Genomic DNA, 12,699 nt, shown 5'->3' on the forward strand with positions numbered 1-12,699 from the left:
GCGGGCCGTCGCCGGGCCGCGGAGTGTCGTGGCCGACGGCGGGTCAGCGTCCAGCGGGCCGGGCGGACGTGAGGCGGCGTCCGCGCGTAGCGTTTGCGCCATGCGAGCCATCACGATTCCCCAGTCCGGCGGCCCCGAGGTGCTGACCTGGTCGGAGGTGCCGGACCCGGTGCCCGCCGCCGGTGAGGTGCTGGTCGAGGTCGCGGCGACCGCCGTCAACCGCGCCGACCTGTTGCAGCGCCAGGGCTTCTACGATCCGCCGCCCGGGAGTTCGCGGTATCCCGGGCTGGAGTGCTCGGGCCGGATCGTCGCGCTCGGCGCGGGTGTGTCCGGGTGGGCCGTGGGTGACGAGGTGTGCGCGCTGCTGTCCGGCGGCGGGTACGCGGAGCTGGTCGCGGTGCCGGTGGGACAGTTGCTGCCGGTGCCGAAGGGGATCGGTCTGGTGGAGGCCGCGGCGCTGCCCGAGGTGACCGCGACGGTGTGGTCGAACGTCTTCATGGTGGCGCACCTGCGGCCGACCGAGACGGTGCTGGTGCACGGCGGGGCGAGCGGCATCGGCACGATGGCGATCCAGCTGGCCAAGGCGGTCGGGGCGCGGGTGCTGGTCACCGCGGGCGGACCGGAGAAGCTGGCGCGCTGCGCGGAGCTGGGGGCGGACGTCGGGATCGACTACCGGCAGCAGGACTTCGTGGCGGAGGTCCGGGAGGCGACCGGGGGCGCGGGGGCGGACGTCGTCCTCGACATCATGGGGGCCAAGTACCTGCAGCGGAACGTGGACGCGTTGGCGGTCAGCGGCCGGTTGGTGGTCATCGGTCTGCAGGGCGGGGTGAAGGGGGAGCTGGACCTCGCCAGCCTGCTGCGCAAGCGGGCCGCGGTGGCGGCGACCAACCTGCGGGGCCGGCCGCTGGAGGAGAAGGCGGCGATCGTGGCGGCGGTGCGCGAGCACGTGTGGCCGCTGGTCGAGGCGAAGGTGGTGCGGCCGGTGGTCCACCAGGTGCTGCCGATCGCGCGGGCGGCGGACGGGCACCGGGTGCTGGAGGACGGCGGGCAGGTCGGCAAGGTGGTGTTGCAGGTCCGCTGAGCGGTGTTATGGGTCCGCTGAGCGGGGCCTGCGGCGCGAATATGCGCCGAAATGCCCCAATTGTCGGAATGTGTGAGGCTGGTGCGGAGCTGTCCGCCGCCGATCGCGCCGAGCGCGGTCGGCCGTCGGAAGGACCTGCTTACCGTGGCTGCACTTCCGTATGCGCTCTCAGCGTTCCGTACCGCTCTCCCCGCCGCCGTACGCCGTGGTGCCGTGCTGGCCGGGACCGGGCTGGCCCTGCCGCTGCTGCTGGCGGGTCCGGCCGCGGCGGCGTACGCGGCAGGTGCGCCCGCGGCGGGTGCGGTCACGGCGGGTGCGGTCACGACGGAGGCGACGGCGGGTGCGGCCGTGACGGGCGGGACCGTGACGGACGGGACCGCCGTCGGGCCGTCGGTGCAGCAGCTGCTGGACGTGGCGCAGGTGCTGCGGGCGGCGGTGGGGATGTCCCCGGTGCCGCTCGTCCCGTCCGCCGGGCCGGTGGCGGACGCGGACGCGGTCGCGGTCGCCGAGCTGTCCCCGGAGCCGGAGCCGGAGCCGGAGCCGGATCAGGCCGGCGACCCGCTCCCGGAGCCGGCCGCCGACCCGGACGCGGGCGACGGGGAGTCCGGCCTGCCGCCGTCGGGCCCGGCGCGCTCCACGCCGCTGCCGTCGGCCGCCCCGCAGGCGCCGGGCCCGGTACCGAGTGCGGCACCGAGCCCCGCACCGCAGGCCCCCAGCGGCCCGGCCGCCTCCGCCGGCCCCGTCCCGGCCGGCCCCTCTGCGGGCCCGTCCGCCCCCGCGGGCCCGGCCGTCGCCACCCCGTCCCCCACCGCGCTGCCGGCCGGGCCGCCGGAGCCCTGGGACGTCCCCTCCGCCGCGGCCGTGGTCGCCGGGCCGCCGCCGGGGGACGGCCCGCCCGGACGGCACCACCACCACGCCCCGGCGCCCGGACCCGGGCTGTCGGGCGGTCCCGGCCTCTGGGGGGCACCGGCGCAGACCGCTCCCGTCCAGGCCGCCCCGGCCCCGGCGTCCCCCACCACGCCGACGCCGACGCCGACGCCGTCGCCGAGCGCGGTACCGGACCGGGGCACCGGCGCGGGCGCCCGGAGCCAGGCCACCCGGGAGCCGTCGGGCGAGGAGGCCCCGCCCGCCTCCGGCCGGCCCAGCGTGCAGGCGGCCGGACCGGTCGCGGCCCCGGTGGAGCAGTACCCGGCGCAGCCGGTGCTCCCGTCGCGGCTGACCGACCCGGCGGGCCTGCAGTTCCCGCTCGGGACCGGGCTGGCGCTGATCGGCTGCGGCTTGGCGCTGATCGGCCTGCGGATGCGCCGGAGCTGACCCGCGCTCCCCGGTGACCTGGTCGTTCGTCAACAGCGCCGCCGAAGAACGGGATTGGCGGCGCACCCGGCCGCGCCGGGGCTCCGGTGTGGGACGATCTGCCGTGCCGTCGGTGGGTGCCCGAAGCAGTGTCCGGGCGGTCGCCGGCGGAGTCCGGCGGCGGGCGGTCGCAGGTGTGCAGCGGCCCCGGCTCGTTGACCAGCTCGATGGACGAAGCATATGAAGGAGCTATGACCAATCCGATGAACGAACGGCCGCAGGAGCCCTACCAGGCGTCGGAGCCGTACCAGGCGTCGGGCGGGCAGGAGCAGGACGGCCCCAAGGTGCTGATCGTCGGGCCGGACGGCATGCCGGTCGGCGCGGTGCCGGGGTCCGGCTTCGGCCGGGGCGCGGGCGCGGGCGAGCCGCGGGAACTGCCGGTGACCGAGATGGTCGAGCAGCCGGCCAAGGTGATGCGGATCGGCAGCATGATCAAGCAGCTGCTGGAGGAGGTCCGGGTCGCGCCGCTGGACGAGGCCAGCCGGGTCCGGCTCAAGGAGATCCACGCCAGCTCGATCAAGGAGCTCGAACTGGGCCTGGCCCCCGAGCTGGTCGAGGAGCTGGAGCGGCTGTCGCTCCCGTTCACCGACGACGCGATCCCCACCGAGGCCGAGCTGCGGATCGCCCAGGCCCAGCTGGTCGGCTGGCTGGAGGGACTGTTCCACGGGATCCAGACGGCGCTGTTCGCCCAGCAGATGGCGGCCCGCGCGCAGCTGGAGCAGATGCGCCGGGCGCTGCCGCCCGGCCTGCAGGGCGTCGAGGCCGAGCCGGAGGAGCCCGGTCCGGGCCGGGGCATTCGGTCGGGTCCGTACCTTTAGTGCGGCCCCGGGGCCGCGCGCGACAGGCCTGTCCCGGGTCTGTCGCAGGTCGGACACGTTCGCGGCCCTGCACCCGATCACGTCGGTGCGAGCCGATACCCTGGCCCCTGCCGTCGGACTCGACCGGCGGCGGGGGTCGGTCGGCCACGGGCCTGCCGCCCAGTGCATCCGGACCACACCATAAGGCTGCGGCGGCGCCGCGCCGAGGGGGAAGCAGGGACCATGAGCGAGGACGCCAACCCGGTCGAGGGCCACTCCCTGGGCAACGGCCGCTATGTGATCCGGCGTCTGCTCGGACAGGGCGGCATGGCCTCCGTCCACCTGGCCCACGACACGGTGCTGGACCGGCTGGTCGCGGTGAAGACCCTGAACATCGAGCTCGGCGGGCAGGCCGCGTTCAAGGAGCGGTTCCGCCGCGAGGCGCAGGCCGTGGCACGGCTGCAGCACACCAACATCGTGTCGGTCTTCGACAGCGGCGAGGACGTCTCCCCGGAGGGCGTCGCCACCCCCTACATCGTGATGGAGTACGTCGAGGGCCTCGCCCTGCGCGACGTGCTCAACGACTCGATCGCCCAGCACGGCGCGATGCCCACCGCGCAGGCGCTGAAGATCACCGCCGCGGTGCTGTCCGCGCTGGAGGCCTCGCACGACCAGGGCCTGGTGCACCGGGACATCAAGCCCGGCAACGTCATGGTGAGCACCAAGGGCACCGTGAAGGTGATGGACTTCGGCATCGCCCGGGCGCTGCAGTCGGGGGTCACCTCGATGACCCAGACCGGCATGGTGGTCGGCACCCCGCAGTACCTCTCGCCGGAGCAGGCGCTCGGCAAGAGCGTGGACGCCCGCGCCGACCTGTACTCGGTGGGCTGCATGCTGTTCGAGCTGCTCACCGGCCAGCTGCCGTTCGACGGCGACACGGCGTTCACCATCGCGTACAAGCACGTGCAGGAGCCGCCGCCGGCGCCCTCCAGCGTCAACAGCTCGGTGCCGCCGGCGGTGGACGCGCTGGTGGCCCGGGCGCTGCGCAAGGACCCGGCGCACCGGTTCCCGACCGCCGAGGCCATGCGCGAGGAGGTCGAGCGGATCTCCGCCGGGGACAAGGGCGGCGTGCCGCTGCAGGCGAGCACCCCGCTGGTGATCAGCGAGGGTCCGCGCTCGGTGCACGCGGCGCCGTCGATGACCAACTTCCCGCAGGTCGGCGGGGACATCCGGACGCCGACGCCGCAGGTCCAGCCGCACTACCAGCCCGCGCCGCAGACGCCGCCGCCGTACCAGGCGCCGCAGACCCCGCCGCCGTTCCAGCAGCAGGCGCCGCACACGCCCACGCCGTTCCCGCAGCCGCAGCAGGCGCACACCCCGCCGCCGTTCCCGCAGCCGGTGTACCAGCCGCAGCCGCAGTTCCAGACCCCGCACCCGTTCCCGCAGCAGGGCCACCCGACCGGCCCGGTGCCCGGCCCGTACGGCCCGCAGCCGCCGAAGCCGAACAACGGCTGCTCGACCGCGCTGATCGTGGTCGGCGTGATCGTCGGCGTGATCGTGCTGGCGGTGGTCATCGTGGCCATCGCGGCGGCGCAGGCGGAGAAGGACAAGGCGAACACGTACGGCGCGCCGCGGCCCGCGCTCACCCTCGACCTCGGGGCGGACGGCGACCGAATCTGACCGGGGCGGGCGGCTGCCGCACCCCGGCCGCCCGCTCGAAGCGGTAGCGTGCACAGGGACGGAACCGACAGGGCGATTGCGCACCGAGCGACGGCCCGGGGCGAGGAGCGATGGCACAGACAGAGCAGCCGGGCGACGGCGAGCCGGAGCAGCGCACCGGAGCGGCCGCCGGCGGCCCCGGGGCGGACGGTCCGGACTCGACCGCCGAGACCGCCGTGTTCTCCGCGGCCGGGACGCCCTCGCGCGGCACCGCGGCCCCGCTCGGCACCGTCGGGGACGGCCGGTACCGCCTGACCGGGAAGCTGGGGCGCGGCGGCATGGCCGAGGTCTTCGCCGCCCAGGACGTCAGGCTCGGCCGGACGGTCGCGGTCAAGCTGCTGCGCGGAGAGCTGGCCCAGGACGAGGTGGCCCGGCTGCGGTTCACCCGTGAGGCTCACTCCGTCGCGGCGCTCAACCACCACTCGATCGTCGCGGTCTACGACACCGGCGAGGAGCACCACGGCGAGGACTCCACCCCGTACATCGTGATGGAGCTGGTGGAGGGCCGGACCGTCCGCGAGCTGCTGGTGGACGAGGAGGCCCCGCCGGTCGACCAGGCGCTGATCATCATCGCCGGGGTGCTGGAGGCGCTCGCCTACAGCCACCGGCACGGGATCGTGCACCGGGACATCAAGCCCGCCAACGTGATCATCACGACCGGCGGCGCGGTCAAGGTGATGGACTTCGGCATCGCCCGGGCGCTCACCGGCGCGGCCAGCACCATGACCCAGACCGGCATGGTGATGGGCACCCCGCAGTACCTCTCGCCGGAGCAGGCGCTCGGCAAGGCGGTCGACCACCGCTCCGACCTGTACGCGGCCGGCTGCATGCTGTACGAACTGCTCGCCCTGCGGCCGCCGTTCGTCGGTGAGACCCCGCTCGCGGTGGTGTACCAGCACGTCCAGGACATGCCGGTGCCGCCGTCGCAGGTCAACCGGCGGGTGCCGCCGGAGCTGGACGAGCTGGTGCTGCGCTCGCTGGCGAAGAACCCGGACGACCGCTTCCAGAGCGCGGACGAGTTCCGCGCCCACGTGCAGCACGCGCTGCGGCAGATGCACGGCTCGGCCGGCGCAGGCTACGCCGGTGGTGCGGCGGCGGCCGCGGCCGCCGGGCTGGCCGCCGCGGCCGCGGGCACCAGCGGCGGCTACCCGGGCTTCGACGGGCCGCCGAGCGGCGGCACCGCGATGACCGCGCCGATGGGCCAGGTCGGCCCGGGCGACGGCACGGGACAGACCGAGGCGCTGCCGTACCAGGTGACCTCGCCCTACCAGACGCCCTCGCAGCCCTACCAGGGCGCGGGCGGCACCGGCGGGGCCGGCGGGACGGGCTACGACGGTGACGGGGGCGACGGGCGGCAGCGGCGGCGCAACCCCTGGGGCTGGGCGCTCGCGGCGGTCGCGGTGCTGCTCGCCGCGGGCATCGGCACGGCGCTGGCGCTGAGCGGCGGGCAGCAGAAGGAGACCCCGCCGGTGGTGACGCCGCCGGTGACGGTCAGCAGCCCCTCGGTGACGCCGGAGCAGAGCACCGGGCCGGTGACGCCGTCCACGCCGCGCAGCCAGACGGCCACCAACCCCGGCACCAACACCCGTCCGACCGAGCCGGTCACCTCCAGCCCCTCGCCCTCGGCGAGCGTCAGCCGGTCGACCTCGCCCTCGCCGTCCGCGTCGGCGAGCGCCTCGAAGTCGCCGACCACCGCGCCGTCGGGCTCCGCCTCGCCCTCCGCGAGCAAGTCGGCCCCGGTCTCGCCGCCGGCGTCGCCGTCCCCGGCCACTCCGTAGCGGCCCACGCGGCGGCCCCCGGTGCCTCGGGCACCGGGGGCCGCCGCGTGTCCGGGCTCAGTTGGTGAAGGCGTCCAGGACCTGCTCGTACTCCTCGCACCACCAGGTGAGCTGGCCGGCGGAGGCGGGGAAGAGCGGGTCGGCGCGGTGGTCGCCGCGCTGGTAGTGCCACTGGAGCATCCAGAGGTCGTTGAGCCGCTCCCACCAGACCCGGTGGACGGCGGCGGCCATCTGGCGGGCCCCGGCGGCGCCGCAGTCGCGGTAGCCGCGGGCGTAGTGCCTGACCCGGGACAGGTCGAGGACCCCGGTGACCGGGTCGTTGAAGATCAGGGTGGCCGCGCGGACGGCCTCCTCGGCCGTCGGGTGCAGGCCGAGCTTGTCCCAGTCGAGCACCGCGACCACCCGGCCGCTGCGGTGCAGCAGGTTCAGGCCGTGGAAGTCGCCGTGCGTCCAGCCGGTGGGCGGGGCGGCGGTGGGTGCGGGCCGCAGGTGGTGGTGGGCGGCGAGCAACTCGGCCCGTTCCACGAGCCGTTGTCCGGCCAGGGCGTCGAAGGCGGTGTGCGGGTCGTTGGCGCGGGCCCGGCGGAGCAGTTCGGCGATCAGCAGTCCGGTCTCGGCCGGGTCCGCCGTCAGTCGTCCGGGTGGTTGCCGCACGGGGGCGCAGACCTGCGCGAGTGCGCCGTGCAGCCGGCCGAGCAGCGCACCGAGGTCGGTGCACTGCTGCTGGTCGAGCTCGGTGCCGTGCCGGTGCGTCCCGGACACCCAGGGGAACAGCGCGAACAGCCGGTCGCCCTGGGCGACCACCGTCCGGCCGTCCTGGGCGGCCAGCGGCGGTGCCACCGGCAGGCCGAGGCGGTGCAGGGCGCGGGTGGCGCGGTGCTGGGCGGTGACGGCCGGGCGGCCCGCGGTGGCCTGGTCCACGTAGCACTTGAGGAAGTACGTGCCCGCCTCGGTGGTCACCCGGTAGCCGCGGTTGAGCAGGCCCTCGGCCACCGGCTTCACCCGCAGCGCCGGGGCGGTGCGGTACTCCCGCAGCACCGCGGCCACCGCCGTGTGCGCGACCGGCGGGCTGAGGGTGCCGACGGGAGGGGCGGCCGGATCGGGCCGGGCCGGTGCACCCGCTATCGGCCGGCCGGGTGACTGGGTGTCGCCCGGGAGCGACGGGTGGGGCAGGAACACCGGTGCGAACAGCGCCGATGCCGGGTCGGACGGGGCCGAGGGGTGCGATTGTGCGGTCACGGGGCGAGCGTAATGCCTGGCGCATTAGGTACTTGACAGTTCGTCAGGAGTGTGATTAGGGGTGCTCAGTGCTGGTGGTCGGACTGATGATCCGACTGGTGGCGGGCCACATAGGCCGCCGCCTGGGTGCGGCGCTCCATCCCCATCTTGGCCAGCAGGCTGGAGACGTAGTTCTTCACCGTCTTCTCCGCCAGGTGAAGTTCATTGCCGATCTGCCGGTTGGTCATCCCCTCGCCGATCAGGTCGAGGATCCGGCGCTCCTGCTTGGTCAGCTGGGCCAGCCGCTCGTCCTCCTTGGCACCCCCCTCGCGCAGTCGCTCCAGCACCCGGCCGGTGGCGACCGGATCCAGCAGCGACTTCCCGGCCGCCACGTCCCGGACCGCGGACAGCAGGTCGGTGCCGCGGATCGCCTTGAGGACGTAGCCCGAGGCCCCGGCCATGATCGCGTCGAACAGCGCCTCGTCGTCGGAGAACGACGTCAGCATCAGGCACTTGATCGCCGGATCGAGCGAACGCACCTCCCGGCACACCTCGACCCCGTTGCCGTCGGGGAGCCGGACGTCCAGCACCGCGACGTCCGGCTGGACGGCCGGGATCCGGGCCAGTGCCTCGGCCGCGGTGCCGGCCTCGCCGACCACCTCGATGTCGCCCTCCATCGAGAGCAGGTCGTGGACGCCCCGGCGGACGACCTCGTGGTCGTCGAGCAGGAAAACTCGGATTTGTCCGGAATTGGTCACCAACAAATCCTCCCATACCGCCCCCCGCGTGTCTCACGGTTCGAGACGGCACCCCCGGGGGTCCGGGCGGGACGGTCACAGAATCGATTCCCGTTACCCCCTTACGCCGAGCGCTTCGCCCGGATAGCGTGCGCTGGTGTCCTGACGGCACCGCCGGGAGAGCCGCGTCACATCCGTGGCTCTCGGGGTGAAGAACTAGGACGTCCTAGCGCAAGCGCGCCAAGGGGCGCCGCTGGGTAACGTTCTCGCAGAGGGACGCCGTCGGAAGAGGATCACCACCTGCCGAGCACCCGGCGCGCACACCCAAGCGCGCCGCGCGAGGCGGTGACCGGACCGGCACCGGCGACCCCGGGCGGCCGGACAGACCGAGGAGTGAACGTGACCGTCAAAAGCACGGCGAGGGCGCGCAAGAAGGCCGCCCCCGGCGTCCCTGACAACCTCCGCACGGGTACCGACGCCCCGCCGGAGCTCGTCCAGCTGCTCACGCCGGAAGGCGAGCGGGTCGAGCACCCCGAGTTCCCGCTGGAGACCACCCCGGAGGAGCTGCGCTCCCTCTACCGCGACCTGGTGCTGGTCCGGCGCTTCGACGCCGAGGCGACCTCGCTCCAGCGACAGGGCGAGCTCGGCCTGTGGGCCTCGCTGCTCGGCCAGGAGGCCGCCCAGGTCGGCTCCGGCCGTGCCATGCGGCCCGGCGACTACGCCTTCCCGACCTACCGGGAGCACGGCGTCGCCTGGTGCCGGGACGTGGACCCGCTGAACCTGCTCGGCATGTTCCGCGGCGTGAACCACGGGGGCTGGGACCCGAACGAGAAGAACTTCCACCTCTACACCATCGTGATCGGCTCGCAGACCCTGCACGCCACCGGTTACGCGATGGGCATCACCAAGGACGGCGCGGACGACGCGGTGATCGCGTACTTCGGTGACGGCGCCTCCAGCCAGGGCGACGTCAACGAGGCCTTCACCTTCGCCTCGGTCTACAACGCCCCGGTGGTGTTCTTCTGCCAGAACAACCAGTGGGCGATCTCCGAGCCGACCACCACCCAGACCAAGATCCCGCTCTACCGCCGTGCCTCCGGCTTCGGCTTCCCGGGCGTGCGGGTCGACGGCAACGACGTGCTGGCCTGCCTCGCGGTGACCCGCTGGGCGCTGGACCGCGCCCGGACCGGCGCCGGCCCGGTGCTGATCGAGGCGTTCACCTACCGGATGGGCGCGCACACCACCTCCGACGACCCGACCCGCTACCGGCTCACCGAGGAGACCGAGGCCTGGAAGGCCAAGGACCCGATCCTGCGGCTGCGGGCCCACCTCGACAAGGAGGGCCTGGCCGACGAGGCGTTCTTCGCCGAGGTCGAGGCCCAGAGCGAGCAGCTGGGCCTGCGGGTGCGCGAGGGCGTGCGCAGCATGCCGGACCCGGACCCGACCCTGATCTTCGACCACGTGTACGCCGAGCCGCACACACTGGTAGCCGAGGAACGGGCCGAGTACGAGGCGTACGCGGCCTCCTTCGAGGGTGGGGAGAACCTCTGATGGCAGGTCAGCTCAGCATCGCCAAGGCGCTCAACGAGGCGCTGCGCAAGTCGCTGGAGAACGACCCGAAGACCCTGCTCATGGGCGAGGACATCGGCAAGCTCGGCGGCGTCTTCCGGATCACCGACGGGCTGCAGAAGGACTTCGGCGAGGACCGGGTGATCGACACCCCGCTCGCCGAGTCCGGCATCGTCGGCACCGCGATCGGCCTCGCGCTGCGCGGCTACCGCCCGGTGGTGGAGATCCAGTTCGACGGCTTCGTCTACCCGGCCTTCGACCAGATCGTCACCCAGCTGGCGAAGATGCACGCCCGCGCGCTCGGCCACGTGAAGATGCCGGTCACCGTCCGGATCCCGTACGGCGGCGGCATCGGCGCGGTCGAGCACCACAGCGAGTCGCACGAGGCGTACTTCGCGCACACCGCCGGCCTGCGGGTGGTCAGCCCGTCCAACGCCGACGACGCGCACTGGATGCTCCGGCAGGCCATCGCGTCGGACGACCCGGTGATCTTCCTGGAGCCCAAGCGCCGCTACTGGGACAAGGGCGAGGTGCAGGACGCGCCCGGCGCGGACCTGTACTCGGCCCGGGTGGTGCGGCCCGGCACCGACGCGACGCTGATCGCGTACGGGCCGATGGTCAAGGTCTGCCAGGAGGCCGCCGCGGCGGCCGCCGAGGACGGCCGCAGCCTGGAGGTCGTGGACCTGCGCTCGCTGTCGCCGATCGACTTCGCCACCGTCGAGGCGTCGGTCCGGCGCACCGGTCGCGGCATCGTGGTGCACGAGGCCCCGGTCTTCCTGGGCCTCGGTGCCGAGCTGGCAGCCCGGCTCACCGAGAACTGCTTCTACCACCTGGAGGCGCCGATCCTGCGGGTCGGCGGCTACCACGCCCCGTACCCGCCGTCGCGGGTCGAGGAACAGTACCTGCCGGACCTGGACCGGGTGCTGGACGCCGTCGACCGCGCCCTGGCGTTCTGAGAGGAGCGAGAGCCGTGACCACCGAAGTTCGCTCGCTCCGCGAGTTCAAGATGCCCGACGTCGGCGAGGGGCTGACCGAGGCCGAGATCCTCACCTGGTTCGTCAAGCCCGGTGACACCGTGACGGACGGCCAGGTCGTCTGCGAGGTCGAGACCGCGAAGGCCGCGGTCGAGCTGCCGATCCCGTTCACGGGCACGGTCGAGCAGCTGTTCTTCCCCGAGGGGACGACGGTCGACGTCGGCACCTCGATCATCTCGGTGGCGGTCGCCGGTGCGGCCCCGGCCGAGCCGGCCGCCCCCGTGGCCGCCGCGCCGGTCGCCGCCCCCGCCACCGGCGGGGCCGAGGCGGCCGTGCCGGAGCGCCGCGAGGTGCTCGTCGGGTACGGCCCGCGCACGGGCGGCACGCAGCGCCGGGCACGCCGGACGCCGGGTGCCCCGGCCCAGCCCGTGGCGGCCCGGCCCGTGCCCGCACCGGTCGCGGTGCCGGTCGCCCCGGTCGTGGTGCCGGTACAGGCCGCCGCTCCCGTCGTCGAGGGCGACCGTCCGCTGGCCAAGCCGCCGGTCCGCAAGCTCGCCAAGGACCTCGGCATCGACCTGCGGACGATCGTGGCGACCGGCCCGGGCGGTGTGATCACCCGCGAGGACGTGCACTCCGCCGTCGCACCGGTGGCCGTCCCGGCCGAGGCCCCGGCGGTCGCCGCCGAGGCGCAGCCGGTCACCGCCGCGGTCGCCACCGGCGCCGGTGACGTGCGGATCCCGGTCAAGGGCGTCCGCAAGGCGACGGCCGCGGCGATGGTCTCCTCGGCCTTCACCGCTCCGCACGTGACGGAGTTCGTCCAGGTCGACGTGACCCGGACGATGAAGCTGGTGCGCACGCTCAAGGAGAGCGGGGAGCTCGGCCAGGGCGTGCGGGTCAGCCCGCTGCTGCTGGTCGCCAAGGCGCTGCTGACGGCCGTCCGCCGCTACCCGGAGGTCAACGCCAGCTGGGACGAGGCGGCCCAGGAGATCGTCCTCAAGGGTCAGGTCAACCTGGGCATCGCGGCCGCGACCCCGCGCGGGCTGATCGTGCCGAACATCAAGGACGCCGGCTCCCAGACCCTGCCCCAGCTGGCGGTCTCGCTCGGCGACCTGATCGACACGGCCCGCCAGGGCAAGACCTCCCCGGCGGACATGCAGGGCGGCTCGATCACCATCACCAACGTCGGCGTCTTCGGCGTCGACACCGGCACCCCGATCCTCAACCCCGGCGAGGCCGCCATCCTGGCCTTCGGCGCGGTCCGGGAGCTGCCGTGGGTGCACAAGGGCAAGGTGGTGCCCCGCCAGGTCACCACGTTGGCCCTGTCCTTCGACCACCGCCTGGTCGACGGCGAGCTCGGCTCCAAGGTCCTCGCGGACACCGCGGCGATCCTGGAGCGGCCGAAGCGCCTCATCACCTGGGGCTGACCCCCGGGCTGACGGCAGCCGACCGACGGACGGGCCCCGCACCTCTTCC

Annotated in this window: 10 protein-coding genes; 8 read left to right on the forward strand and 2 right to left on the reverse strand. The window is 74.3% G+C overall.

All coding sequences use genetic code 11. From position 1 onward, the window contains the following. The first annotated feature begins 100 nt into the window (after positions 1-100). The 5 genes from ACIOFR_RS18185 (at position 101) to ACIOFR_RS18205 (ending at position 6,728) form a co-directional block, all read left to right on the forward strand. The gene (locus ACIOFR_RS18185; protein ID WP_400998125.1) at positions 101-1,081 is read left to right on the forward strand and encodes an NAD(P)H-quinone oxidoreductase; all 981 of its coding nucleotides are present in this window, start codon (positions 101-103) and stop codon (positions 1,079-1,081) included. 144 nt (positions 1,082-1,225) lie between these two features. Further along, entirely contained in the window at positions 1,226-2,395 is a 1,170-nt protein-coding gene (locus ACIOFR_RS18190) for a hypothetical protein (protein WP_400998128.1), read from the forward strand. A 230-nt stretch (positions 2,396-2,625) separates the two neighbouring features. Then, positions 2,626-3,252 (forward strand): bacterial proteasome activator family protein, encoded by a 627-nt coding sequence (locus tag ACIOFR_RS18195; protein WP_400998131.1) that lies wholly within the window; start codon positions 2,626-2,628, stop codon positions 3,250-3,252. Between the two features lie 222 nt (positions 3,253-3,474). After that, complete coding sequence (locus tag ACIOFR_RS18200) at positions 3,475-4,911, forward strand: protein kinase (protein ID WP_400998134.1); 1,437 nt, start codon at positions 3,475-3,477, stop codon at positions 4,909-4,911. A gap of 110 nt (positions 4,912-5,021) precedes the next feature. After that, on the forward strand, positions 5,022-6,728 hold the full coding sequence (locus ACIOFR_RS18205; protein WP_400998137.1) for a protein kinase: 1,707 nt from the start codon (positions 5,022-5,024) through the stop codon (positions 6,726-6,728). Between the two features lie 57 nt (positions 6,729-6,785). Here ACIOFR_RS18205 and ACIOFR_RS18210 read toward each other — a convergent pair whose 3' ends face one another. Together ACIOFR_RS18210 and ACIOFR_RS18215 are read right to left on the reverse strand one after the other, a co-directional pair. Further along, positions 6,786-7,853, reverse strand: a complete 1,068-nt coding sequence (locus ACIOFR_RS18210) for a phosphotransferase (protein ID WP_400998474.1) — start codon at positions 7,851-7,853, stop codon at positions 6,786-6,788. 179 nt (positions 7,854-8,032) lie between these two features. Continuing rightward, entirely contained in the window at positions 8,033-8,704 is a 672-nt protein-coding gene (locus ACIOFR_RS18215) for a response regulator (RefSeq protein ID WP_400998140.1), read from the reverse strand. A gap of 378 nt (positions 8,705-9,082) precedes the next feature. Here ACIOFR_RS18215 and pdhA point away from each other — a divergent pair, with 378 nt between their 5' ends. Genes pdhA through ACIOFR_RS18230 form a run of 3 tightly spaced genes read left to right on the forward strand, consistent with a single transcriptional unit; the run spans position 9,083 to position 12,650 of the window. Next, positions 9,083-10,234, forward strand: a complete 1,152-nt coding sequence (pdhA, locus tag ACIOFR_RS18220; protein WP_400998143.1) for a pyruvate dehydrogenase (acetyl-transferring) E1 component subunit alpha — start codon at positions 9,083-9,085, stop codon at positions 10,232-10,234. Continuing rightward, the gene (locus ACIOFR_RS18225; RefSeq protein WP_400998146.1) at positions 10,234-11,208 is read left to right on the forward strand and encodes an alpha-ketoacid dehydrogenase subunit beta; all 975 of its coding nucleotides are present in this window, start codon (positions 10,234-10,236) and stop codon (positions 11,206-11,208) included. The genes pdhA and ACIOFR_RS18225 overlap by 1 nt, the downstream gene beginning before the upstream one ends. A 14-nt stretch (positions 11,209-11,222) precedes the next feature. Next, on the forward strand, positions 11,223-12,650 hold the full coding sequence (locus ACIOFR_RS18230) for a dihydrolipoamide acetyltransferase family protein (RefSeq protein WP_400998149.1): 1,428 nt from the start codon (positions 11,223-11,225) through the stop codon (positions 12,648-12,650). Positions 12,651-12,699: the final 49 nt, after the last annotated feature.

Source organism: Kitasatospora sp. NPDC088346 (assembly GCF_044740765.1).
Lineage (GTDB): Bacteria > Actinomycetota > Actinomycetes > Streptomycetales > Streptomycetaceae > Kitasatospora.

Excerpts from the sequence above, each read along its gene's own strand:
- ACIOFR_RS18200 (WP_400998134.1), top strand. The coding sequence starts at position 3,475 with ATGAGCGAGGACGCCAACCCGGTCGAGGGCCACTCCCTGGGCAACGGC.
- ACIOFR_RS18185 (WP_400998125.1), top strand. The coding sequence starts at position 101 with ATGCGAGCCATCACGATTCCCCAGTCCGGCGGCCCCGAGGTGCTGACC.
- ACIOFR_RS18195 (WP_400998131.1), top strand. The coding sequence starts at position 2,626 with ATGACCAATCCGATGAACGAACGGCCGCAGGAGCCCTACCAGGCGTCG.
- ACIOFR_RS18205 (WP_400998137.1), top strand. The coding sequence starts at position 5,022 with ATGGCACAGACAGAGCAGCCGGGCGACGGCGAGCCGGAGCAGCGCACC.
- ACIOFR_RS18225 (WP_400998146.1), top strand. The coding sequence starts at position 10,234 with ATGGCAGGTCAGCTCAGCATCGCCAAGGCGCTCAACGAGGCGCTGCGC.